General features: G+C 49.9%; 27 protein-coding genes. 19 read left to right on the top strand and 8 right to left on the bottom strand.

What is annotated here, in order from left to right; all coding sequences use genetic code 11:
- From AC55FS_RS18655 to AC55FS_RS18645, 3 genes are all read right to left on the bottom strand, one after another.
- A complete protein-coding gene (locus AC55FS_RS18655) occupies positions 1–306 on the bottom strand; it encodes a hypothetical protein (RefSeq protein ID WP_496933806.1) in 306 nt (101 codons plus the stop codon).
- The gene (locus AC55FS_RS18650) at positions 290–565 is read right to left on the bottom strand and encodes a hypothetical protein (RefSeq protein WP_496933805.1); all 276 of its coding nucleotides are present in this window, start codon (positions 563–565) and stop codon (positions 290–292) included. Before AC55FS_RS18650 ends, AC55FS_RS18655 begins: the two co-directional genes overlap by 17 nt.
- A 251-nt stretch (positions 566–816) precedes the next feature.
- Positions 817–1302 carry a GNAT family N-acetyltransferase gene (locus AC55FS_RS18645; RefSeq protein WP_496933804.1) on the bottom strand — a complete coding sequence of 162 codons (486 nt, stop codon included), beginning with the start codon at positions 1300–1302 and terminating at the stop codon, positions 817–819.
- Between the two features lie 239 nt (positions 1303–1541).
- On the opposite strand from AC55FS_RS18645, the gene AC55FS_RS18640 reads away from it, so the two are divergent.
- Entirely contained in the window at positions 1542–2261 is a 720-nt protein-coding gene (locus AC55FS_RS18640) for a GNAT family N-acetyltransferase (protein ID WP_496933803.1), read from the top strand.
- 26 nt (positions 2262–2287) lie between these two features.
- Here AC55FS_RS18640 and AC55FS_RS18635 read toward each other — a convergent pair whose 3' ends face one another.
- On the bottom strand, positions 2288–3088 hold the full coding sequence (locus AC55FS_RS18635) for a substrate-binding periplasmic protein (RefSeq protein WP_496933802.1): 801 nt from the start codon (positions 3086–3088) through the stop codon (positions 2288–2290).
- A 220-nt stretch (positions 3089–3308) separates the two neighbouring features.
- Here AC55FS_RS18635 and AC55FS_RS18630 point away from each other — a divergent pair, with 220 nt between their 5' ends.
- Positions 3309–4334 carry a glycoside hydrolase family 5 protein gene (locus AC55FS_RS18630; RefSeq protein ID WP_496933801.1) on the top strand — a complete coding sequence of 342 codons (1026 nt, stop codon included), beginning with the start codon at positions 3309–3311 and terminating at the stop codon, positions 4332–4334.
- A 109-nt stretch (positions 4335–4443) separates the two neighbouring features.
- Here AC55FS_RS18630 and AC55FS_RS18625 read toward each other — a convergent pair whose 3' ends face one another.
- Positions 4444–4761 carry a cupin domain-containing protein gene (locus AC55FS_RS18625; RefSeq protein ID WP_496933800.1) on the bottom strand — a complete coding sequence of 106 codons (318 nt, stop codon included), beginning with the start codon at positions 4759–4761 and terminating at the stop codon, positions 4444–4446.
- A gap of 239 nt (positions 4762–5000) precedes the next feature.
- Positions 5001–6674 (bottom strand): AMP-binding protein, encoded by a 1674-nt coding sequence (locus AC55FS_RS18620; RefSeq protein WP_496933799.1) that lies wholly within the window; start codon positions 6672–6674, stop codon positions 5001–5003.
- 365 nt (positions 6675–7039) lie between these two features.
- Here AC55FS_RS18620 and AC55FS_RS18615 point away from each other — a divergent pair, with 365 nt between their 5' ends.
- From AC55FS_RS18615 to AC55FS_RS18555, 13 genes are all read left to right on the top strand, one after another.
- A complete protein-coding gene (locus AC55FS_RS18615; protein WP_496933798.1) occupies positions 7040–8377 on the top strand; it encodes a class II 3-deoxy-7-phosphoheptulonate synthase in 1338 nt (445 codons plus the stop codon).
- Positions 8378–8522: 145 nt separating this feature from the next.
- On the top strand, positions 8523–9140 hold the full coding sequence (locus AC55FS_RS18610; protein ID WP_496933797.1) for a nucleotidyltransferase domain-containing protein: 618 nt from the start codon (positions 8523–8525) through the stop codon (positions 9138–9140).
- A 123-nt stretch (positions 9141–9263) separates the two neighbouring features.
- Positions 9264–9986, top strand: a complete 723-nt coding sequence (locus AC55FS_RS18605; protein ID WP_496933796.1) for a riboflavin synthase subunit alpha — start codon at positions 9264–9266, stop codon at positions 9984–9986.
- Positions 9987–10462: 476 nt separating this feature from the next.
- Positions 10463–10933: an HAD family hydrolase gene (locus AC55FS_RS18600; protein ID WP_496933795.1), complete on the top strand. Its 471-nt coding sequence runs from the start codon at positions 10463–10465 to the stop codon at positions 10931–10933.
- Positions 10934–10996: 63 nt separating this feature from the next.
- Positions 10997–11521, top strand: a complete 525-nt coding sequence (locus tag AC55FS_RS18595; protein WP_496933794.1) for a GrpB family protein — start codon at positions 10997–10999, stop codon at positions 11519–11521.
- 10 nt (positions 11522–11531) lie between these two features.
- On the top strand, positions 11532–11990 hold the full coding sequence (locus tag AC55FS_RS18590) for a GNAT family N-acetyltransferase (RefSeq protein ID WP_496933793.1): 459 nt from the start codon (positions 11532–11534) through the stop codon (positions 11988–11990).
- Between the two features lie 163 nt (positions 11991–12153).
- Positions 12154–13797: a methyl-accepting chemotaxis protein gene (locus tag AC55FS_RS18585; RefSeq protein ID WP_496933792.1), complete on the top strand. Its 1644-nt coding sequence runs from the start codon at positions 12154–12156 to the stop codon at positions 13795–13797.
- Positions 13798–13907: 110 nt separating this feature from the next.
- Positions 13908–14495, top strand: a complete 588-nt coding sequence (locus tag AC55FS_RS18580) for an HD domain-containing protein (RefSeq protein WP_496933791.1) — start codon at positions 13908–13910, stop codon at positions 14493–14495.
- Between the two features lies 1 nt (position 14496).
- A complete protein-coding gene (locus AC55FS_RS18575) occupies positions 14497–15009 on the top strand; it encodes a GNAT family N-acetyltransferase (protein WP_496933790.1) in 513 nt (170 codons plus the stop codon).
- Positions 15006–15470 (top strand): ASCH domain-containing protein, encoded by a 465-nt coding sequence (locus tag AC55FS_RS18570; RefSeq protein WP_496933789.1) that lies wholly within the window; start codon positions 15006–15008, stop codon positions 15468–15470. Before AC55FS_RS18575 ends, AC55FS_RS18570 begins: the two co-directional genes overlap by 4 nt.
- Positions 15467–15976, top strand: coding sequence for a GNAT family N-acetyltransferase (locus tag AC55FS_RS18565; RefSeq protein WP_496933788.1), 510 nt, complete (start codon positions 15467–15469; stop codon positions 15974–15976). Before AC55FS_RS18570 ends, AC55FS_RS18565 begins: the two co-directional genes overlap by 4 nt.
- Positions 15977–15998: 22 nt before the next feature.
- Positions 15999–16550 (top strand): GNAT family N-acetyltransferase, encoded by a 552-nt coding sequence (locus AC55FS_RS18560; protein ID WP_496933787.1) that lies wholly within the window; start codon positions 15999–16001, stop codon positions 16548–16550.
- A complete protein-coding gene (locus AC55FS_RS18555) occupies positions 16547–17035 on the top strand; it encodes a GNAT family N-acetyltransferase (protein ID WP_496933786.1) in 489 nt (162 codons plus the stop codon). Before AC55FS_RS18560 ends, AC55FS_RS18555 begins: the two co-directional genes overlap by 4 nt.
- Positions 17036–17042: 7 nt before the next feature.
- Here the strand turns inward: AC55FS_RS18555 and puuE are convergent, their stop codons facing one another.
- Complete coding sequence (gene puuE, locus AC55FS_RS18550) at positions 17043–17942, bottom strand: allantoinase PuuE (RefSeq protein ID WP_496933785.1); 900 nt, start codon at positions 17940–17942, stop codon at positions 17043–17045.
- 237 nt (positions 17943–18179) lie between these two features.
- Between puuE and AC55FS_RS18545 the strand changes: the two genes are divergently transcribed.
- Positions 18180–19241 carry a lipin/Ned1/Smp2 family protein gene (locus AC55FS_RS18545; RefSeq protein ID WP_496933784.1) on the top strand — a complete coding sequence of 354 codons (1062 nt, stop codon included), beginning with the start codon at positions 18180–18182 and terminating at the stop codon, positions 19239–19241.
- Between the two features lie 47 nt (positions 19242–19288).
- Here AC55FS_RS18545 and AC55FS_RS18540 read toward each other — a convergent pair whose 3' ends face one another.
- On the bottom strand, positions 19289–20785 hold the full coding sequence (locus AC55FS_RS18540) for a protein adenylyltransferase SelO (protein ID WP_496933783.1): 1497 nt from the start codon (positions 20783–20785) through the stop codon (positions 19289–19291).
- 706 nt (positions 20786–21491) lie between these two features.
- Here AC55FS_RS18540 and AC55FS_RS18535 point away from each other — a divergent pair.
- From AC55FS_RS18535 to AC55FS_RS18525, 3 genes are all read left to right on the top strand, one after another.
- Complete coding sequence (locus AC55FS_RS18535; RefSeq protein WP_496933782.1) at positions 21492–21836, top strand: DUF7674 family protein; 345 nt, start codon at positions 21492–21494, stop codon at positions 21834–21836.
- 156 nt (positions 21837–21992) lie between these two features.
- A complete protein-coding gene (locus AC55FS_RS18530) occupies positions 21993–22331 on the top strand; it encodes a DUF6547 family protein (RefSeq protein WP_496933781.1) in 339 nt (112 codons plus the stop codon).
- Positions 22288–22764 carry an immunity protein Imm33 domain-containing protein gene (locus AC55FS_RS18525; RefSeq protein ID WP_496933780.1) on the top strand — a complete coding sequence of 159 codons (477 nt, stop codon included), beginning with the start codon at positions 22288–22290 and terminating at the stop codon, positions 22762–22764. The genes AC55FS_RS18530 and AC55FS_RS18525 overlap by 44 nt, the downstream gene beginning before the upstream one ends.
- Positions 22765–22774 lie beyond the last annotated feature (10 nt).

Below are 22774 nucleotides of genomic sequence, written 5' to 3'. Positions count from 1 at the left end.
TTAACCTCCAATAAAATGCAGCGCATTAATTAAGGCCAAGGCGGCCATCAAGGTCAGCATGCGCCGCCACGCTTGCAAGCCACTACGGGACAACAGCGCCCAGTAAAAAAAACCGGCCCAAAAAACAAAGAAAAATACTCCACCAGCAAAGATCTGCTCGACCGCATCACCAAACGGCCACCAAAGGGTGATGCACAGCGTGAGTAATACCGTGGCGATCAGGGCGCCGAGCAAGGCTGCTGTCACTCGACTTAAGGTGGAATTTAATCGTGGCCAGTTGCCTTGACCATCAGACCAGACCGACATACAGGCCTCCCAAAGCGCTAATCGCAGTGAGCACTAACACGCTGCGTGGCCACCAGATACGCAGCTGCACAAAAATCACAGCGCAGGCTATGACACTGAATAGCCAATAAAATCCGCCTTGCTCCCAGCCAAAGGGCTGACCCATCCAGGCCAGGCTAAATAACAGCGCTAACAAGCCGGAATAACGACGGTGTTTTGCTATGCGCTGACTGCGGTGTTCGCCAACGCCATACATAAGATGCAGGGCTGGCCAGATCATAAATATTCCCAGGGGCATAATTAAGCTGCCTATCGCTTGTCATTATCAGGTGGCAGCGCTGCGCCATGTGGGCAGGGCCAACCGACAAGGGATACTAATGAAACAAGTGTTTAATGCAAACGATTTGTAACTGTATTTGTATCAAGATCAGAGGCGCAGCGACAGTGCATTACCCCAAAGTGGTCGTACTTTGACAGCCACAGATCAAGCGTTAACCGGTTTGTATGTGTTAACGGGTTGGTGAGTGCTAACTATAGTGAACGTAACATTTGGTGGTTGGCCAGCATTACGCCACGACGACGCAGCACCTGAATGTTTTGCTCAATAAAATCGTGCTGCAAAAATAGCGAGCGTGCGCAGCGAGAAGCATCCGCGCTCAATTGGCTTAGCCCTTGCTGTTGAGCATGCTGAATAACATGCTGTAATAATGCAGTCCCTATACCTTGCTGCTGAAAATCGGGATCAACGTACAGGCAATCGATATGACCTTGCTCATCGAGCTCAATAAAACCAGCGACTCTTTGATGCACCAGTGCCACCCAGGGCTGAGTTTGAGCAAAGCGGCGGTACCAAAAATCCATATCGGCAGGTAACGGCGCCCAGACGTTCTTTTGCTTTTGATCGTAATACTGATCATCAATATGATGAACAGCACGGCAGAAAACATCGACCAAAGAGCATACACAATGAGTCTGGTAGCGTTGAATTACAGGCGGACGGGTACAGGTGGTTGACATAAAAACAGCATGATAAGTAACTATGGCTATAGTGTACTGGGCCCAAGGGCATTGGGTCGGGCGTGCAACACAGCTATGTGCCCAATGGATCAATTGACACAATCTTTGCGTCCCAGCGCTAGCTCTGATTTACATAGCCGGTACAATCTTTGCCGATCCTACTCGTCTGGTAGCGAGTAACCTCACAACGACATCTCCCTAACATGCGTGTGCTCTGGCCTTATAATAAAGGATCAGTTATGCCTGTTTTTGCAAGTAGTATTCTCGATTTCTGGCAGCAGCGTTTTTTGCCAGGCAACATGCTTTTTTCCGGCCAGCAGCAATCCGTCGTAGTGAGCAGCAACTCCGCATACCCCTTGATGCAATTGCAGCACAGTGGTGATCAGCAATGGCTGTGCATGACACCAAAGATGGCTGAATTATTACAGCTAGGTCCAAGTTGGCCAGTATCCGAACAGCGTTTGCAGCAGGCTCTGGTAGAGCGTGGGCTGGAATTTTATGGTGAAGATAATCTGTATTATTTTCCGGCCAACCAGCGAGATAGCATACTAAATCGTACTCTGGCTCCCCATGTGCGCCGTTTAACTGCCGACGATGCCGCGTTATTTAAGGCGTTTGAGGAGTCAGCCACAGAGCAAGATCTGGATGACGCCTACGTTGAGTTAGATCACTGGCGTGTTTTTGGTGCTGTAGTGAATAACCGCTTGGTGGCGGCTGCCAGCATGTATCCGTGGGACAATTCAAAAATTGCCGATATGGGCGTACTAACGCTACCTGACTTCCGTGGTCAGGGCCATGGCAAAGCCGTGGTGCAAGCGTTGGCGAAACATGCTTATGAGCTGGGTTATGAGCCCCAATATCGACATCAATCGCATAACTTATCGTCGAAAGGTGTGGCGCTGGGTTGTGGCTTTGAATTTTTTGGCCAACGCGATGTGGTGTTGCTACCTGACTCGTAGCTGGACTAGGGCCTGTGCAGCAGGCCCTATTTTGGCCGTTGTTTTTGCTTCTTGTGTCTAATAATTTCGGCATCAATATCAACGGATGAAAAATACTGTTTTAGCGTTTTTTTCCATGCCTCTGCATACAGGGTCAGGCCATCAGTGCCTTTGCCAAACGCATAATAGGCTGGCGTTTCGCGAGATACGGTCAGCAGCGTTTTAAAGTCCGATTGATTGAGTTCAGGGTCTTCTAGGCTGTGCTCAGTGATCAGCGGTCCCAGCAGCCCTTCCTGTAAGAGAACGTAATCTACACGTTTTGACTTCACCATTCTCAGCGACTGAATATGTGAGTTGGTGAGTGAGATATGAGTGCTGGGCAGACCTTGTATATGATCATCAATACGGCCGCCAAAGGTGTCCCCTCTGACCAGTGCTAGATGGTAGTGGCTGAGTTCATCCAGTGATTTCAGATTATTCATCCGATCGTTATCGACAGAGCTATAGGCGCTGACACTGCTTTTGTTGACAAAGGCAGGCACCTCTAAATAGTCAAATATCAGTGCTCGCTCAGGAGTTTTATTGGCGCCTAGAATCATGGTGACGTTGCCAGCTTCGACTTCTACTTGGCAGCGCTTCCAGTTTTCAATAATTCTTGCTTCAACCTTGATCTGGGGATTATTTTTTTTGAATAGGTTCAGTTGATCAATGAGTATTCCGGCATAGCCGTTATCTACTGGGTAGATCCAAGGGTTCCAGTTGTAGTACGCACACCAAGTCAGTGTCGACGCCTGGCAGGGAGTCACGATAACGCAGAGCAGTAGTAAAGCTGTGGATAACTTGGTCATGTTTATCTTATACAAGATAACGGCAATCGGTGTCCAAGAGTGTGGGTGAAAGGTTACAGAAAGCAAGGGGGGGCGTATTTCGAGACATGGGCCTTAGCTGAGCACTGCTGGCAAGAAATCACCTTTTTTACGGATGCCCAGGCATGTCTGCTGAGCTTATGCTGGTGAGCATAGTATCGCCTCGACGCTATACATATCTGCTTCCCATAGGAATACACGGATGTCCAATAGAAAGCTTATCATTGCATATTTACTGTACTGTTTCTGTAGCCCATCTGCTCTAAATGCAGCCGTTATCGGGCATAAAAATACTCCCGTCGAACAGCATGGTCAGCTCAGTGTGTGTGGCACGCAACTATGCGACCAGCATCAAACGCCGGTGCAGCTGGTGGGTATGAGTACTCATGGCTTGCAATGGTATGGCTGGGGTAACTGTTTAACCCCATCGTCCCTGGATGTGCTGGCAAATGACTGGCAGGTCGATATTGTGCGCCTCTCATTGTATGTGCAGGAAGGTGGCTATGAAACAGATCCGCAGGGTTTTACCGAGCAAGTGCAACATTTAATAGAAGAAGTGTCACAACGAGGCCGCTATGTACTGGTTGACTGGCACCAGCTTAGCCCGGGTGATCCAAATTATAATTTGCAGATCGCCAAGCAATTTTTTAAAAATATTGCGCAGGCAAACCAGCACAGAAACAATATTATTTATGACATTGCTAATGAGCCTAATGGCGTAGCCTGGGCAGATATTCATCGCTACGCCAGTCAGATGATTCCTTGGATTCGCCAATTTGATGCCGATGCGCCCATTTTAGTGGGAACACATGGTTGGGCTAGCTTAGGGGTATCCGACGGGCGCAGCTATCAAGATATCCTGGATATGCCGCTAGACTTTGACAATATCATGTACAGCTTTCATTTTTATGCGGCCTCCCACGGTGTTTATTACCGCAACATGTTAGATCAGGCTTCTGACGTATTGCCTATTTTTGTTACTGAATGGGGCACTCAGACTTATAGCGGTGATGGCTATAACGATTTTTACAGCGCTGATTTATATGTAAGGTTAATGAATCAGAAAAAAATCAGCTGGATCAACTGGAACTACTCCGATGACTTTCGCACTGGCGCTGTTTGGAAAACCGGTAGTTGCTATCAAGGTGCTTGGCATGATGACCAGCTAAAAGCTGCTGGGAAATGGATTAAGGCTAAAATCCAGCAGACACATTCTAACCATCTATAGCAGGATAATGCTGGTCTGATTATCGTTTGCTAGCTGCAATTTCGATTTCCCTTGGCTGAAGGATTGAACACTCTCTTTCAGCTATGGGCAGAGTAGTAAGATATTGCTGTTAGATTGATGCCGGGTCAAACCATAGTTCAATCTCATCGGTTTCTTGCTCAAATCGAGCAGCATGCTCGACGCCTGCCGGAACATGGTACCAATCCCCCACGGCAAAACGCTGAGTCTCACCGTTCATGCTGAGTATCAATTCGCCACGAATAATAACGCCATGGTTATCGGTATCGTGTCGGTGGGGTGGTATTTCGGTTCCAGCTGGATAAGAAGCAAATAATACCTGGGCCGAATCGGCATCCAGCTGATAAGCATCGAAGCGGCCATCATAGAGTGGCAGGCTGCGTATTTTGTTGGGGTACTGTCCTGGCATTGCATATCCCTTATGTTGCTAAGTTAACGGTTGCCTTAAAGCTAGCAGTAACACAAGGTCTTGACTCGATACAGAGCCTGCAAAAGTTAGGGAAACAGTTAGTGTAATACCGTTATGCCTGAATCAACCCGTGAAGTTATTGGTGTTGATGGAAAGACGATAATAAAACCGGAGACTCCTATGATCTTCAATATCGGGCCCCGATGAACAGGCTATCCATCGGAGCTGTGGGTCTCGCATTAAGACTCTAACCCCAATTCTTCGATACTAATCTCTCGCATTTTAAATTTCTGGATTTTCCCCGTCACTGTCATAGGGAACTCATCGCTAAAGCGAAAGTAGCGTGGAACCTTGTAGTGTGCGATGTGTTGTTGGCAGAAGTCACGTAGTGCCTGCTCAGTTAACAGCTCACCGGGTTTAATAATCACCCAAGCCAGCAGTTCCTCTCCGTATTTGGCGTCTGGCACACCAGTGACTTGAACATCCTCTATGGCCGGGTGGCTATACAGAAACTCTTCGATTTCTCGTGGATAAATATTTTCACCACCACGAATTACCATATCTTTGCTGCGCCCGACAATACTGATATAGCCGTCATCATCCATGCAGGCCAAATCGCCGGTGTGCATCCAGCCGTCGCTATCAATGGCTTGTTGTGTGGCCTCTGCATTGTTCCAATAGCCCAGCATAACGCTGTAGCCTTTGGTACATAGCTCGCCAATGGTGCCGCGTTCAACGGTGTGACCGTAGGGGTCGATAATTTTACTGTGCAGGTGTGGCTGGGTACGGCCAACACTGCTAACGCGTTTTTCTATTGGGTCGTTGCCTTGGGTCTGGGTGCTGACTGGACTGGTTTCTGTCATGCCGTAAGCGATTTGCACCTGCTGCATGTGCATTTTTTCCATCACTTGTTTCATCACTTCCACCGGGCAGCTGGCGCCGGCCATAATGCCGGTGCGCAATGAGCTGAGATCAAACTGCTCAAAATCCGGAACTGCCAGTTCGGCAATAAACATGGTAGGCACACCGTATAACGCCGTGGCTTTTTCTTGTTGCACGGTTTCTAGCACTTCTAGCGGGTCAAAAGCTTCGCCAGGATAAATCATCGCAGCACCGTGGCTGATACAGCCAAGGTTGCCCATCACCATGCCAAAACAATGATACAAGGGCACCGGAATGACCAGTCTATCGTGCTCACTAAAGCCCAGGTTTTCCGTCACCATAAAGCCGTTGTTTAAAATATTGTGGTGGCTAAGGGTGGCTCCTTTGGGAAAGCCGGTGGTGCCGCTGGTGTATTGAATATTAATGGCCTGCTGGCAATGCAGGCTGGCTTGTCGCTCTGCAAGGGCTGCAGCAGAAACCTGTGTCGCCATCCCTTGCAGTTGCTTCCAGCTCATCATTGCTTTGCTAGTAGGTTCCTCGGCCAGGCTAACGACAGCCCGTAAATAGGGCAGCTCTTGATTGCGAATCTTGCCGGCTTGATGGTGGCTTAGTTCAGGCACCAGCTGCTGCAGCATGGCGCTATAGTCAGAGCCCTTAAAGCGCTCCGCAGCGATCACAACCGAGCACTGCGACTGAGTCAGCGCATACTTCACTTCATGCAGGCGATAAGCGGGGTTGAGGCAGACCAGAAGAGCACCGATTTTGGCGCTGGCCAATTGGGTAATGCACCACTCGGCATTGTTGGGTGACCAGATACCGACCCGATCACCGACCTCAACTCCCAATGCCAATAATGCCCGAGCACAGTGATTCACATGCTGCTGTAGCTGGCGATAACTCCAGCGAATCTCTTGCTGGCGGCAAACCAGGGCCAGGTTGTCGGGCCAGCGCTTAGCTGTTTGGTCAAAGCAATCGCCAATGGTTTGGTGTAATAACTGGGGCTCTGTGGCGCCACGGCTATAGCTGTTCATATGCACATCCTTATCGGGCCAGGCCGGCAGCAAGCTGGCTGCATCAGCAATCAAGGGAAGTTACTAAGGTCGGCAAAGTGCGGCAGGCTTACAAGACTACTAACGGATAAGTCAATAGAGGTCAGGGAAGGAAGGCAGAGATAAAACTGCTGGCGCTCACTGTAGGGCGCAGGCGTCAGGCTCCCATAACGTCGTTCTGCAAGCCTGCTGCACTCGCGCAGAGCGGTGCAGTGCTCAAGGCATATGCACCGAATGGCCAGCCATTTGTAACCCTGATGCACTCTCAAGACAGAGAGAGATTGCAATGCGCGCGCTTGAGTTATAGTGTCGGATTCCATAATGAACAGCTGTACAAGAGACATACCGTGACCTGGCAACCCGATAGTTGGCGCTCACTGCCAATCCAGCAACAACCTCATTACGATGACCCCGACGCGTTAGCGCAGGTAGAGCAGCAGCTCAGTGCTTACCCTCCGCTGGTGTTTGCACAGGAAACCCGCGAGCTGTATCGCCAGTTGGGTGAAGTCGCGCAAGGCCGTGGCTTTTTGCTGCAAGGTGGTGACTGTGCTGAATCCTTTAGCGAGTTCGGCGCCAATAAGATTCGTGACACCTTTAAAGTCATTTTGCAAATGGCCATTGTCATGACCTACGCCGGCCATTGCCCGGTGACTAAGGTCGCGCGTATGGCGGGTCAATATGCCAAGCCGCGCTCCAGCGATAATGAAACCATCGATGGCGTGACTCTGCCGAGTTATCGCGGCGATATTGTTAATCAGTACGACTTTACCGCAGCAGCGCGTCGTCCTGATCCACAACGCATGCTGGATGCCTACCATCGCTCGGCAGCGACCATGAACCTGCTGCGCGCTTTTGCTCAAGGCGGTTTGGCCGATCTGCATCAGGTGCATGGTTGGAATATGGCGTTTGTGGAAAATAATCCACTGAAAAATGAATACCAGGCGCTGGCCGATCGCATTCAGGATACCCTGGCCTTTATGAATGTGGTGGGAATTAATTCCAACACCCATCCGACCCTGCACGAAACTCAGCTATTTACCTCCCACGAGGCATTGCTGCTGAACTATGAGCAGGCATTGACCCGGGTCGATACCCTCACAGACAAATACTATAACTGCTCGGCCCATATGCTGTGGATTGGTGAGCGCACCCGTCAGCTGGACCATGCCCATATCGAGTTTTTCCGTGGCATTCATAACCCGGTAGGCGTTAAGGTCGGTCCGAGCATGCAGCCTGACGAGCTGATTCGTTTAATCGACGCGCTGAATCCGAACAATGACCCTGGCCGTTTAACCCTGATTACTCGTATGGGGGTTAATAAGCTGGGTGAAGCCTTGCCATCTTTGGTGCAGGCTGTACAACGCGAAGGTCGCCATGTGGTGTGGTCATCAGATCCGATGCACGGCAATACGCGTAAAGCTTCCAGTGGCTATAAAACCCGTAATTTCGATGATGTCATTGGTGAAATTCGTGAGTTCTTCGATGTACATCGCGCAGAGGGCAGCCATGCCGGCGGCATTCATCTGGAAATGACAGGCCAGCACGTCACCGAATGCACGGGCGGTGCTTACCAGATCAGCGAAGATGACCTGGCCCAGTGTTATCGCACTCAGTGTGACCCGCGCCTCAATGCTGATCAGGTATTGGAAATGGCGTTTTTGGTGGCCGATCACTTAAAGCCTTAGCTCTTCTCCCCTATATACAGGCGCCTGCTCAGAGGCGCCTGTCGTCAGCTTTTTTCTTCAGGCACTAGCTCCGTCGGTTCTGCACAATCATCGCACCGGGGTTTGCCAAAGTTTCGCAGTTATCCGTTTTTCTTTAAGGACAGCCATGAAAACCATCGCCTTGCGTGCGGCCGAAGAACTGGCTCGCCTGCATCAGCCTGATTTTATTATTTTATATGGCTCCATTGCTCGGGGTGATTCTACTGCCAGCAGTGATATTGATATCGCCTGTTTTTGCCCAACACCCGATGTGAAAAAAGATCATCGTCTGTTTGACGGTGTGCCCTTGGATGCCTGGTTGTATGCCAGCCACGAGGCCGACGCCAGCCGGGAGGAATTTTTACGCTTTGTTGGCGGTGAATTACTGCTGGATCGGCAAGGGCAGGGCAAGGCTTTTTTACAGCAGTTGCAGCAGCGCTTTGAGCAAGGCCCCGAGCCTTTGAGCGTCGATGAACGCCAGCATATAGTTGCTTGGAGCCATAAAATGCTGCAGCGCTCGCGCCAGCAGGAAATTGAGTCCTTGTACCGGCGCCACTGGTTGCTGACGGACTTGTTAGAATTCTATTTTAAATTGCGCCAGCGCTGGTTTTTGGGTTCCAAGGCGGGCTTTTATTATTTGCAGCAGCACGATGCTGAGGTGTACGCGCTATATCAGCAGGCCTTGCAACAGGGCGGCGATGCGGTGCTACAGCAGTTGGTACAGGCAGTTGTGAGAGAAAGCTAAGCACAGGCTCATGAGCAAACGTGTCAACACACTGATCCACGCACAGTTTGATCCTTGGCTGGTGCGGACCACAGCCCTGTAGCAAAATAAGCACTCTGTCAGCATCTATTCCGTGGAGAAGTTATGTTTACCGGCATCGTGCAGTCCGTCGCCACCCTGGAAGACGTCCAAGACCATCAAGGCATTCGCACTTTTGTAATTCACTTTGAGCCCGGCTTTTGTGATGAACTAGAAATTGGTGCCAGCGTAGCGGTGGATGGCGTCTGTCTAACGGTGACGGAACTGCTGTCTGAGGTGCGGGTAAAGTTTGATGTCATGCTGCAAAGCTTGAACATTACCACTTTAAGCCAATATCAGGCGGGCGATCGCATCAATGTCGAGCGCGCGGCTAAAGACGGTGCTGAAATTGGCGGCCATCCGTTGTCGGGTCATGTCGATTTTAATACCGAGGTGCTGGAAGTGCGCCAGGTAGAAGACAATTATTGCATTCGTTTTGCGTTGCCGGATGCCTGGAAACGCTACATCTTCCCCAAAGGCTATATTGCCCTAAATGGTGCCAGCCTGACCTTGGCGGAAGTGGATAAACAGCAAGGTTGGTTTGAAGTCTGGCTGATTCCCGAAACCCGTCGCATGACGACCTTTGAAGATAAACAAGCCGGCAGCTTGATCAACGTTGAAATCGAGCGCGGCACCCAGGTGGTGGTGGATACCGTGCGCGATACCCTGCAAGAAAGCCTAGGTGAGCTTATGCCGCTGTTTGAAAAATTATTACAACAGCAAGGCATCGATGTTGATTCACTCGGGCAGAGTGCCAAAGCCTTAGTGAAAAAAGACAAGGAAGATTAATGCAGCCAGCAGCTGAGTCATCTGAACAACGCGCTGTATTATTTGATTTGGATGAAACCCTACTCGATCGCACAGCCTCGCTTAAGCGGTTTGCTCTATGGCAGGCTGGTGGCATGTTGCGCAACCAGATCAATAATGCCCAGCAGTTTTGCGATCGCTTTGTAGAACGAGGACACCTCTGGGTAATTCGGTGCCCGCTCTGGATCGCCAGAGGGCTCTAGATCACGAAGCTGGTTTGCTGCTCTAGCAAGGCTACAGCAAAAATCGGCGACACAGAGCTGGAGTTCTCTGGCGCTCCCCGCAGGGCGCGGACGGTAGGCCTCCATAACGTCGTTGGCGATGTTGAAAAGGGCTGGCCATTTCCTGCCAGCGCCGCCTTGTTCTGAAAGCCTACAGCACTCGCGCAGAGCTGTGCAGAATTACTCAGAGGTGTCCTAGACAATGGCCGGGTTTGGAAAGATCGCGTTTATCAACAGTTGATCGACGAGTTTGCGATTCAAGGCTGGTCGATACAGGAACTGCTGAGCAGTTATGAGTTGTGTTTTGCAGGCTTTTGCCAAGAAAAGCCGGGTGTCAGTACAGCGATCAAAACACAGCATCAACAGGGTTATCGCTTGGGCCTGATTTCTAATGGTAAAACACCGTTTCAGGAGCGTAATTTTCAGGCCCTAGGGCTGTGCGACTATTTTGATGTGGTGATTGTCTCGGAGGCAGTGGAACTGAGAAAACCCGATGCGGCTATTTTTCAACTCGCTTGTGAGCGCTTAGCTGTGCCTGTATCGCAGGCTATTTTTGTGGGCGATAATCCCATTGCTGATATTCAAGGTGCTCACCAAGCAGGCATGAAAACAGTCTATATACCGGGTTTTTTTGGCAAACATTGCGCCGAGGCCGATCGCGTCTGCTTACACTTTGAACAGTTGCCTGCTCTTATAAACGGGTTATAACTTGCGTGTTTTACCGCCCAGTTTGACTGACGAATGAACAATCATTTTAAGTAGTATGAAACAATGACTCAGCGAATTCTTACCGTGGTCGCAGCCAATCCGGCATGGCCACAGATGTTTAAGCAAGAAGCACAAAAAATAACCGGCGTCCTAACGGCAAGTAACCTGCATGCTGTGCAGCACATCGGCAGCACCTCAGTGCCGGGGCTGGCGGCGAAGCCCATTATCGACATACAGCTGCAAGTGCATGACCTTAAGGCACTCGACGATGAGTCTGACGCCATGCAAGGACTTGGTTATGAAGTAAAAGGCGAGTTTGGTATACCGGGCCGGCGGTATTTTCGCAAAAGTAGCCAACATCAGCGCACGCATCATGTGCACGCATTCGAAGTGGACTCAAGCGCTGCCATCCGTCATTTGGCGTTTCGCGACTACCTAAAAGCTCATCCATCTGTTGCTGAGGACTACGCCAAGCTAAAGCTGCAGGCGGCACAGCTGTGCAACAATGACATGGACTTTTATTGCGATTACAAAAATGAGTTTGTCCAGCACCACGAAGCGTTAGCGCTGCAGTGGTATCAACAGTAGCGGAGCGGCAATGGCAACAGCAACTGAAAACTGTGCAGAAATAACCGTGCAATTATTATCAGCAACCGGGCCAAAAGACGCCGTGTCTGCCTTGTTGCGCCAGCTACGGCCAGCTTACAGTAAAAAAGCCATGAGCGAGCAAATTAATAAGCAGCAGTCACAAGGCTACCAGCTGGCTTATGTTGAGCAGCAAGGCGAGGTCCTCGCGGTGGCCGGATTTTACATCGGTGAAAAGCTAGCCTGGGGCAAACACTTGTATGTCGATGACCTGGTCACCAGCGATCAGCATCGCTCTGCCGGCATGGGCAAGCGTCTTATTGATTGGCTGAAACAATACGCGATTAGTCAGCACTGTCAGCAGCTGCATCTAGACTCGGGCGTACAGCGCTTTGCTGCCCATAAGTTTTACTTGCGTGAAGGCTTTTATATCGCCAGTCACCATTTTTCCATGCAACTACCACAAGGCTGAGCACTGAGTCTGGTGCACAGCTAAGCCCCATATCTAACGGAGCGGTTTCGGCAGATCATTCAAAGTCAGTAGCTTTGCTGCCATCTCTAAGCCAGAACGCCAGTACTGGCTACACTGTGTAGCGTATGACCTTGGCAGAGTATGCAAACACAGGGGGCAAAATATGTTAGGACAAATGAGTCTGACTCAAAGACTGATGCTGGGCTTTGGTGCGGTCTTGTCACTGATCTTGTTGGTTACCTTAGTGGGTATACAACGAGTGGGCGTGATTGACTCGCTGATGAACGAGATCAACGACGAGTTTAGTCCACAGCAGCGCGCCGCCATCAACTTTAGGGGCAGTGTTCATGACCGGGCGATTGCTCTGCGTGATTTGGTGCTGACGGAAAATGACAGCGCCTTATCAGGCATACAAAACGATATTCGTGAGCTGGCGGATTTTTACGACCAAGCTCGTAACAAGCTTGAGCAGTTGCATCAACAGCGTCCTCCAGATAGTGGCGAGCTGGCGATGATACGAGCCATTGAACAAGCTGAAAAAACCGCCTTAGCAGCGTCAGAAAAAGTGACTCAGGCGCGGTTGCGTGGTGATCTGCAAGCCAGTCGTAAACTGGTGCTATCCGAGGTCGGGCCGGCCTACAGTCAGTGGCTGAAGGTGATTAATGTTTATATCGATGCCCAAGAAAAGGCCATTCGTGCAGGTGTGAAGGATGTGCGAGCCATTGCCGATGGTTTTAGTACCACTATGGTGCTGGCGTTTTTGGCTGCGGTGGTTCTAGGTATTGGCATGGCGATTGTCATCATACGCAGTGTGCGTAGCACACTGGGGGCCGAGCCGGACAGTGTTGCTAAGGCCATGCGCTCTATGGCCGATGGCAATTTGCGCATTGAAAATTATGCGGTATTGCCCGGCAGTGTGATGGCGTCAGCACGTGAGCTGACAAAAAAACTGAATGACGTATTGGCCGATGTGCAGCAGGCATCTAACGATATGGAAAATACCTCAAATAATATGCAGCAATTAGCATCGGAAAACTCCCGGCTGATCAACCGCCAGTCTGACGATACCGAGCAGATGGCGACGGCGGTTACGGAGATGTCGCAGTCGGTGAGTGAAGTGGCCAATCACGCTAAAGCAGCAGCCGATGCCGCACAAAAAGCCGATAGTGAAGTCGACCGTGGGCATAAAGTGGTGGAGCACAACGCCAATATGATGTCGCAACTGGCGCAGCGATTAGAGCAGTCTACCGCCGTTGCTCAGCGTTTATCGGAGCGCAGTGGCAATATTGAAAGCATTATCGAAACCATTAACTCCATTGCCGAGCAAACCAACTTGCTGGCGCTTAACGCGGCCATTGAAGCCGCCCGCGCAGGTGAGCATGGCCGAGGTTTTGCGGTGGTGGCCGATGAAGTTCGTAACTTGGCGCAGCGTACACAAACCTCCACCGGTGAAATCAGTGACATGATAGGTACCTTACAAGCTGATGCTGAAGAAACCGTACAAGCCATGGTGGAGAGTCAAAAGCAGGCCAACGACACCGTTGAGCAAACACAAGAAGCACGCACGGCGCTGCAGCAAATTCGCTCAGAAGTCGGTGAAATCTCCCATATGAACAGCCGCATTGCCGATGCCGTCAGCGAGCAAACCAAGGTGGCCGATGAAATTAACTTTAATATTGGCCATATCAGCGAGGCCATGGCTGACATTGCCCGTTCAGCCGAGCAAACTGATCAGCAAAGCCAGCGCTTGGGTGCCCTGGCGGATACACTAAAATCCAAAGTGAGCTTTTTTCGATTGTCTTCTTAATCATGACCCACCACGTTCACCTTTAAAGGCCCTGCATGGGCCTTTTTATTTGCCTGTTTGTTAATAGCGCTGTGATATATTGCCTCAAGGCTAACGAGAGAGGTGAAGCGATGGATGCTATTCAACAAATTCTTGATTTTGTCGTGGCGATTGAACAGCTCAAAGATGTGCAGCGTAAAACCCGGCCAGTGGGGCTTGATCGTTATGAAAATTCAGCCGAACATAGCTGGCATGCTTGCTTAACTGCGCTTCTATTTAAAGACTATGCCAATGAAGATATCGACATTGAGCGTGTGATGAAGATGCTGTTAATTCATGACCTGGGCGAAATCGATGCGGGTGATACCATTATTTACGCCAGTGAAACCGTTGAAAATAAACAGCTAGAACAGCAAGGAGTTGAACGTCTATTGGCCTTGCTGCCTGAAAAGATGCGCCAGCCGCTATTAGACTTGTGGATAGAATTCGAAACCGGCGCCAGCAAAGATTCGCAGTATGCAAGGGCCATTGATCGTGTGCCGCCGTTATTGCATAACCTGCACGGAGAGGGCCACAGCTGGAAGCAGCATGGCATTAGTCTTAAGCAGGTATTGGCAGTCAACACCCGTATTGGTAAAGGCAGTGATGCATTGTGGCAGGTAATAAGACCCAAGCTAGAACAAGCGGCTAACGATGGCCTGATGAGCCAGGAATCTTAACATGAGCATGGTGTGCGAGAGCGAGCGGCTAAACATTCTTGAGTATCGGCTGGCGGATGCTGAGGCTATTTTGCAGCTATTTAATGAAGACGCTTTTATTAACAATATTGGTGATAAACAGCTGCGCACCACTGCCGACGCCGAGGCCTATATTAGCGACACGCTGCTGGCCAGTTATCAGCAATATGGTTTTGGTTTGTATTTAATCGAAGATAAACACACGGCCAAGGCTATCGGCATGTGCGGCTTGGTTAAACGTGCGGAACTTGAATACCCAGATTTAGGTTATGCCTTGCTGCAGCAATATACTGGCCAGGGATACGCCTATGAGGCCTGCATTGCTGTGCTGAACTGGGCCGCTCAGCAGTCGCTGGAGACTATTCAGGCCGTCACCTTGCCAACAAACCAGCGCTCCAATCAACTGTTGCAACGCTTAGGCTTTACCCATATTGGCAGCAAAGCTCTGTACGGCAGTGACAATTATCTTTACCAAATTCGGCTAGAAACACCATGACACCAGAGCAGCAACAGTATTTACAGCAATATCTTGATCAACTGCCAACGGATCAACTTCCACCGGCAGCGCAAATGGTGGCTGAGCACTTTTGCGCCGATGAATACAATGCCAATGAATGTGCTCGGTTGATTACTATTGGTAAAAAGACAGCCACCTGCAGCTTAAAATCGGCGTATGAGATCGAAAATGAGCCGTTACCGGCAGTGGGGCGTTTAACTCTGGTACTCAACTGGAGCCAGCAGCCAGTATGTATTATTCGCACCAGCAAGGTCGCTATTTGCCCCTTTAATCAAGTGGGGCCTGAATTTGCGGCAGCCGAAGGCGAAGGAGATGGCAGCTATGAATGGTGGCGTGATGCGCATATTAAGTTCTTCAGCCAGTATGCCGAGGAAGTGGGCACCGAGTTTAATGAAGACTCTGAGCTGGTATTAGAGCATTTTGATAAGGTCTATCCATGACAGTGATGATCCGATCAGCTGAGGTAAACGATGCTGAGTCTCTGCTTGAACTATTTCAGCAGCTGGATAAAGAAAGCCAGTTTATGTTGTTTGAGCCGGGCGAGCGGCCGACAACCCTAGACGATCAAACCCTGGCCTTGCAGCGTTTTAACCAAAGTCATAATCAACGTATTTTTGTCGCTGAACATGACTCTGAATTGCTGGGCTTTGTGGCCTGTATCGGTAACCCGTGGCAGCGTAATCGCCATGTTGCCAACTGTGTGATTGCTGTGAGTCAGGCCTGGGCGGGTCAGGGTATTGGCACACAACTGATGACACATATGCAAGCTTGGGCTGAAAAGCAAGGCTTGCACCGTTTGGAGCTGACCGTGATGGAGCACAACCACGCTGCTATTGCACTGTACCAGCGCATGGGCTTTGAAAAAGAAGGCCTAAAGCGCGATAGCATGAAAATCGACGGTGAAACTATTAATGAATGGTTGATGGCAAAGCTGCTGCAACCCTAGCCGACTCACATCAAGGATTAGCATGTTTAGCAAGATAGTCGATGACGAAATCACCTTAGCACTGGTTCAGCCCAGCTTTGCCAAAGAGTACTGGGCAATAGTCGAGCAGCAGCGAGAGTATTTATCACAGTGGCTCGCCTGGCCAGCCCTGGCCGATGGCGAAGACTTTTTTTTACAGTTTATTAAACACTCATTGCATGATTATGCTGATGGCAAATCATTGACCTGCGCCATCTTGTATCACGGAAGCGTGGCCGGAAATATCAGTTTTAATAGTATCAACCATAGCCTCAACAAGGTGGAAATTGGCTATTGGCTGCGCCAGGACTACCAGGGAAAAGGCATTGTTAGTCGAGCTGTGACCGCACTCATTCACATGGCCTTTAATGATCTTGCCATGCAAAAAGTGCAGATCTCTGCGGCTGAGCAGAACCAGCCAAGTCGTGCGGTGTGTGAACGTTTAGGGTTTACCCTGGAAGGCACTATCAGCCGTGCAGAAAACATTAACGGTCGGGTGATCGATCATGCTGTGTATGGCTTAAACCGTGAGCACTGGCAAGAGAGGCAGGCATGAAGGTTCGCCCATTTCAAGACGCTGATGCAGATGCCTTGTATCGCATCTATTTAGAACCGGATGTGATGGCCAATAATGCCTATTTGCCGTCCATGTCGCGAGCTGAGTTCGATAGTCTGCTCAATCACATGGCACACAATTTTGTGGCCTGCGATGACGATGGAACTGTGATGGGGCATTTATGCATACGCAACGCCGCCAAGCCCAGAATAAAGCACATTGCCTCGTTTGGCCTGGCGGTTTCAAGTAACCATAGACGGCGTGGTGTGGCGCGGTTGTTAATGCAGCATCTACTAGATTTTTGCTTTAACTGGCTCAACGTTGTTCGTATCGAGCTGTCGGTACACGCGAATAATGACGGTGCCATAGCATTGTACCAATCTTTCGGCTTTGAACTTGAAGGGCGACAGCGCCAAGCCGTTTATGTCGACGGCTTATACCTGGATACACTGTCCATGGCGCTGCTTCATCCTAAAGACCAGTAACGCCTATTTATACGGGAAACTGCTCATGCCAATGGCGAGCAATATCGGCTCGTCGGCATACCCATACCTGCTGGTGTTGCTGAATATAATCCAAGAAGCGAATCAGCGCCGCAGCCCGCCCAGGGCGGCCTATCAGTCGACAGTGCAAACCTATGCTGAGCATTTTTGGGCTGTGTTCGCCTTCGGCATACAGCACATCAAAGCTGTCTTTTAAATACTGGAAAAACTGCTCGCCAGAATTAAAGCCTTGATTGGTGGCAAAGCGCATATCGTTGGCGTCTAAGGTGTAAGGCACAATCAGATGCGGGTGGCCATTTTCAATCACCCAGTAGGGCAATTCATCGGCGTAGCTGTCGGCATCGTATAAAAAATCGCCTTCTTCACATATTAAGCGGCGGGTATTGGGGCTCATGCGCCCGGTGTACCAACCCTCCGGCAATTGCCCGGTTAGGCGTTTATGAATTTCCAGCGCCTGGCGAATATGTTCTCGTTCAACGTCTTCCGCTATATGTTGGTAATCGATCCAGCGCAGACCATGGCTGGCAATCTCCCACTCAGCCTTGAGCATGGCCTCTACCACATCGGGGTGGCGCTCTAATGCCATAGCAACACCAAAAACCGTCACCGGCAGGTTGCGCTCAGTAAAGATGCGATGCAGACGCCAAAAGCCAACACGTGAGCCATATTCGTAAATAGACTCCATATTCATATGGCGCACGCCTTCCATCGCATGGGCACCAACGATTTCCGATAAAAAAGCCTCAGAAGCGTTGTCGCCATGCAATACGCAGTTTTCGCCACCTTCCTCATAATTTATGACGAACTGTACAGCGATACGGGCCTTGTTGGGCCAGGCGGCGTGTGGGGGGTGTTGGCCGTAGCCGATCATGTCGCGTAGGTAAGTCATATTGTTATCCTGACATTATGGTCAGAATATTGTAGCGGTTGTTGGCCTGCTGTACAGATACCTGAGGCCATCCACGTCAGCCTGACAAAGTGGCCCATCTGGCGCTTGCCGTAGCGACGAAATTTCGTTGCACTGGGCGCGCTGACACATATCTGTCATCTCGTCGTCGCTACAGTGTTGACGCTAGCCAAGCGGCGGCTGGCAGCTATTTCTGGCCCATAATAACAAGAGGTTGATATGTCTCGTTTCTCTCCGTCTACTACGCTGCTGCGTTGGTCTTTATTGTCTGCTTTTAGTGCACTGAGCTGCGTTGCTCAGGCCATGACAGATCCCAATGATATTGATGACGCCAATGGCGATGATGTTGATGTGGTGCTGGATGGCATAGTCGCCTGTACCGATTATGACGCCGTACAGCAAGGGCCGGCTTTTTCTTTTCCGGCCAAACAGCGCTTTAAACATTTTGGTAATCGTTTATTGGCATTAGATACGCCTTTTCATATGGGCCACGATCAAATCGTTACGGCTGGTCAGGCAACTACCTTGGTGGGTAAATTCGATTATGGTGCCGTATTCCATAAAGACCTGGAAGACGAAGCCGTGCAAGCTTTTATCACAGGCACAGGTAAAGACGACTGGCAGTATCTCGGCCAATTTACCACCAACAGCGATGGTAAGATTTTTGTACCGGTTGATGGCCAGCAGGAAGGCCAATACAAGGTGCGCTTGGTGGTATTGGGCGATTTGAGTTATACCGACCTGTATCTCACCGCCATCGAACCGGGCCGTAAAGCCGTCGTGTTTGATATTGATGAAACTCTGACCAAAGACGATTTAGAACAGATTCTGGACTATACCGGCATAGAAGCAGCTGAGCCTCGCCCGGCAGCAGCGCAGCTGGTGCAGCAATATATAGAGCGTGGTTACCATCCGGTATTTATCACCGCACGAACGTATTGGTACGCCAAAGGCAGTCGTCAGTGGCTACGTGATAGCTTAAGTCTGCCGGACTTTACTCTGCGAACCACATTTTCAAATAAGCAGGGCCTGTTTGAACCCGCGCAATACAAAACCGACGTGATGCAAGGTATGCAGGCAGCCGGAATTGAATTTGTGCGTGCCTACGGCAATGCCGACACCGATGCCGAAGCCTTTGCCAATGTTGGTATTCCGCTATCAGAAACCTACATTATTGGCGATAAAGCCGGAATTAACGGTACTCAACCCATTAACGCCGCTGGCTACCAGCAGCATATCAGTGATGTAGTGCTAAATACGCCGCATAGTGGTTGTCAGTAGTTTTAACTAATCGTTAATAAAAATGGGCACCAAGGTGCCCATTTTTATTAAGTACCGCAAAAGGTCTTTAATACCTTTTCTCCCTCGACCGGTGGCTGCTGGTAAGCGAGATGCTCTGGCTGCTCATCAAATGGCTGAGTAATGATTGCTAGCAGCTGATGAAACGGGCGTAAATCGCCGTGTTCTTCTGCCGCTTTTATCACCTCGGCCACTCTATGATTGCGAGGGATATAAGCCGGATTGCTGGCCAGCATCTGCTGCTGTTGTTGCTCCGGTGTGAGTGCTTCTTGCGTCTGGCGCTGTTGCCAGAGTGAATGCCAGTCGTTAAATAATTCTGGGCGATTAAATAGCTCAGCCACCTTGGTATAAGCATCGCTGTGCTTATCGTTATCACACAGCCATGACAGCCGGCGGAAAAACAGCGTGTAATCCACCTCGCATTGCTCTAGCAAGGTTAATAAATCATCCACTAACACAGCATCGCTGTTTTGCTCGTCTATTAAGCCCAATTTTTGGCGCATACCGGCTAGCCATGCACTTTGATGAACTTGCGAATATTGCTGCAGACACTCGGTTGCCAACTCTACCGCCGTTTGCTCATCGTTGCTGATTAATGGCAATAAGGTTTCGGCCAGTCGCGCTAGGTTCCACTGGCCAATGGCGGGCTGATTATTAAAGGCATAACGACCGCCACGATCAATAGAGCTAAATACCTGCTCTTTGCGGTAGGTATCCATAAATGCACAAGGGCCATAGTCGATGGTTTCGCCACTCACCGTCATATTGTCGGTATTCATTACGCCGTGAATAAAACCCAGTTGCATCCAGTGGGCAATCAACTGCGCTTGTGCTGTGCATACGCTGTTTAATAATGCCAGGTACCTTTGCTCGCTGTTTGCTGGTTGCGAGCAAAGAATCTCAGGAAAATGCCGTTCGATTACATAATCGGCCAAAGTCTTCAGCGCGTCATGATCACGGCGCAAGGCAAAATACTGAAACGTACCTACACGAATATGGCTGGCGGCAACGCGGGTAAAGATGGCACCAGGCTCTAAGCGCTCGCGCACGACTGTTTCTCCACTGGCGACCGCTGCCAGTGCTCGCGTGGTCGGTACGCCTAGAGCATGCATGGCTTCACATAATAAATACTCACGTAATACCGGCCCTATGGGTGAGCGACCATCACCGCCACGAGAAAAGGGCGTGCGGCCGCTGCCTTTTAATTGAATATCAAAGCGCTGGCCCTGATCGTTTACCACCTCACCCAGTAGCAGTGCTCGGCCATCACCCAGCTGAGGATTTAACTGACCAAATTGATGGCCACAATAGGCCATGGCCAAAGGCTCAGCGCCTTCGGGCAGGTGATTGCCCGCAAACCACTGCGCCAGCTCTTCATCACTGGCTTGGCTGGCATCGATACCCAGCTGCTCGGCCAAGGCACTGTTGAATGCAATCAACTGCGGCTCGGCCACTGGCGTTGGCTGGGCGGCGGCATAAAAGTGCTGAGGCAAGCGGGCGTAGCTATTGCGAAAGGGGATCTGCATGGCGATGGTGATATCTGAGTAAAACACTCAGGATAAAGGTGGGGGTGAGGGCTGTCTAGGTAGGGGGGAGTGAGTAGTATGTGGATTATGTGAGGAAAAAACGACCTAGAGTACGAGGCGCTTTTCAACGCCAAGTTCTATGTCCTCCTTGAGGGATCTTATCCCTCACGCCGGACGGGCGAACTCCCTGCATCGCGCTGCGCAGGCCGTGATTCCTTTGTAGCCAATGCTGTGATCGCCGCAACACCAACAGCCTGCATCCCGGCAGGATGTTGGCTGGTGCTGCCATCCGGGCAGCCCCTGCGGGCACAGTCATTAGCAACTTCGGCGGCCTGCTAAGGCGCGGAAAACCTGGACGCGAGAGCGAATAATGATTTGAAAAACAGCCATCCCTCGAATGTAAAGACATACTGATATATAACCAGTTGTATTTCCTGGATCGACAAAAATCTGGCACGCCTTTCAAGCCAGCTTGCCTGTTTTATCGCAGGGTGGTAGCTTAAATGCCATAGAAATCAACCGGTTAGAATTTGAGTGCTTGGGCTTTGAGGTGTGGATAGTAGGCAAGCACGTTTTCCAGGAGGAAATGTGCGAAAAATGAAGACATCCAATGGAAAATCAATGTGTTGTCAGAGATACCTCGAATGGTTCTAGCTGGGAAAACAGGCACGCACACTATTAATCTGTTAGTGGTCTTGGAGAGATCGTGCTAGAAAAGTTGCTCATTGAATATATTCCAGAATTCGAAAACCATTGGAATCAGGAAGATATATTTCGGGAAGATGATGGTTCTTTCACAGAGCATGGCGTGATGGGGTCTTTCCTAGAGTACTATCAAAATAACTATGAGGACTTGAATAACCTCAAGCTAAGTAGACTTTGCCTAGAATTTGAAAATATTGTTTCATCTGATCCAGATGATAAAAATGACTCAGCTAATGCAATCTGTACAATGTTCTTAGAGGTGCTTGTAGAAACACCTTCAGGGGATACAATTGAGCGTTATCTTGGTAAGAAATGTAGAGAATATTGGAATCATTGGAAGTCATAGAAACCACTAACAAGTTTAGGCAGCAATCACGCACAAAAAAACGTGCGCTAGGACGCCCAACACTCCGTTTGCTTTGTGTTGTCGCTTCGCTCCAAATTAACACAAAGCAAACTACGCGTTAGGCGCCGCTGCTAAAGGCGTTATGGCCCTTAAGTCATGAGTAAAGCATTAGATACGTACAAAAAGTTCATTGATGAAGTGGTCTCCATTAAAGACGCAGCCACTTCGACCTGGGTGGCGCGAGGCTCGTACCCGGAGACGACAGAAAATGAGTATCGTAATGAGGTTTTATCTTCTTTGGCTGTGGCTCAACGAGAAGAGATTGCCAAAATAGTACAAGAATCCAAAGAGTCCGGTATCCATGATCTTTTGGCTTTTCTAAATCAGGAATGCGCAGTTGCCTACAAAGGCACGGCATTGCCCTCTGAGCCCTTCGGCACAGAGTTAAATTATGATTTTGTTGCCCGTTCGGAAGGTGATAAATGGCCGCAGTGAATCCAGCCATAACAAGCAAAGGCAGCGGACTTCAAAACCGCCGCTTCGCCCTGGTTTTGGTCCGCTGCTTTGGGCATCGTATTTGACTATGGCAAGAACTGTTACAGATGAGCAAAGAGATGTTTGCAATCGAATTGGTGCTGATTGCTTTGGTCTCGACACTTCGCTAAAGGTCGGCATCGCTCTAGAGTCTTTGGACCAAGTACCAATTCATGCTGTTCGTTTGAAAGAAGAAAACGGTACAACTGGTTGGTATATTTGGTGCGGTGAGTACTCGAACGATCCGGATTTTTATTCTCCGTTGTGCGCTGTTCATTTGGCAAAGTACCTTCCTTCAGTTTTAAAATATTTGGGTTTACCACCTGGCTATAGATTCATTATCGACCATAAAGGGTACGAAGATGTTTGGTTTGACTCGGAGCTGATCACATAACCAGCGCATC

This window comes from Bacterioplanes sp. CLAM21 (assembly GCF_059641015.1).
The sequence above is the reverse complement of the archived record's forward strand: the minus strand, read 5'-3'. Positions and strand labels throughout refer to the sequence as shown.